Source organism: Streptomyces katrae (assembly GCF_000966975.1).
GTDB classification, from domain to species: Bacteria; Actinomycetota; Actinomycetes; order Streptomycetales; family Streptomycetaceae; genus Streptomyces; species Streptomyces katrae.
Genome location: NZ_JZWV01001646.1, coordinates 1 through 1,456, shown reverse-complemented (window position 1 = coordinate 1,456; position 1,456 = coordinate 1). Strand labels below are relative to the sequence as shown.

Annotated in this window: 1 protein-coding gene; it reads right to left on the bottom strand. The window is 74.0% G+C overall.

The features are described from left to right. Positions 1 to 1,440: DNA polymerase III subunit gamma and tau (locus VR44_RS39820; RefSeq protein WP_045952581.1), on the bottom strand; the 1,440-nt coding region annotated here is incomplete at its 3' end. Between the last annotated feature and the right edge of the window lie 16 nt (positions 1,441 to 1,456).

The window sequence follows — 1,456 nt, the reverse complement described above, 5'->3', positions numbered from 1 at the left end:
GGCCCCGGGCCACGCCCCGGGCGCCTGCGCGGGCGGAGCCTGTACGGGAGCCGCGGCCTGCACGGGAGCCTGCGCCGGCTCCGGCACGGGCGCGGGCGGCGGTACCGCCGCGGGGGCGGGCGCCTGCACCGGCCCGGCCTCCGCCACGGGACCCCGTACGGCGGCACGCGCCGCGGCGACCCCGCCCCCCGGCCCGGCCGGGGCCATGCCGTGCGCGTCGGGCGCGGGCACGTATCCCATGGCGGGCGGCGCGGCGGCGAAGGCCGGGGCCCCGGCGGGCGGACCGCTGCGCTCCAGCCGGTCGAGCCGGGCCTGGACGGACCGCTCGTCGTCGAAGGCGGCCGGGAGCAGCACCCGGGCGCAGATCAGCTCCAGCTGCAGGCGCGGCGAGGTGGCCCCGCGCATCTCCGTGAGCCCGGCGTTGACCAGGTCGGCGGCGCGGCTGAGCTCGGCGGCGCCGAACACCGACGCCTGCGCCTGCATCCGCTCCACCACATCGGCGGGGGCGTCGATGAGCCCCTTCTCCCCGGCGTCCGGCACGGCGGCCAGGATCACCAGGTCCCGCAGCCGCTCCAGCAGGTCGGCGACGAACCGGCGCGGGTCGTTCCCGCCTTCCACCACACGGTCGACGACCTCGAAGGCGGCAGCCCCGTCCCCCGCGGCGAAGGCATCGACGACGGAGTCCAGCAGCGACCCCTCGGTGTACCCGAGCAGGGAGGTGGCCATGGCATACGTCACACCTTCCTCACCGGCACCGGCGAGGAGCTGGTCCATGACGGACATGGAGTCACGCACGGACCCGGCGCCGGCCCGCACGACGAGCGGCAGCACCCCCTCCTCGACCTTGGCGCCCTCGCGCCCGCACACCTCGCCGAGGTAGTCGCGCAGGGTCCCGGGCGGCACGAGCCGGAACGGGTAGTGGTGCGTACGCGAGCGGATCGTCCCGATGACCTTCTCGGGCTCGGTCGTCGCGAAGATGAACTTGAGGTGCTCCGGCGGCTCCTCGACCACCTTCAGCAGGGCGTTGAAGCCCGCCGAGGTGACCATGTGGGCCTCGTCGATGATGTAGATCTTGTAGCGGCTGGACGCGGGCCCGAAGAAGGCCTTCTCGCGCAGGTCACGGGCGTCGTCGACACCACCGTGCGAGGCGGCGTCGATCTCGATCACATCGATGGACCCCGGCCCGTTGCGCGCCAGGTCCCGGCAGGACTGGCACTCGCCGCAGGGGTCGGGAGTGGGACCCTGCTCACAGTTGAGGCAGCGGGCCAGGATGCGCGCGCTGGTCGTCTTTCCACAGCCGCGCGGCCCGCTGAACAGGTACGCGTGGTTGACCCGGTTGTTCCGCAGGGCCTGCATCAGGGGGACAGTGACATGCTCCTGCCCGATGACCTCGGCGAACGACTCGGGGCGATAGCGGCGGTACAGCGCAAGGGACGACACGTCTACGAGGTTATCC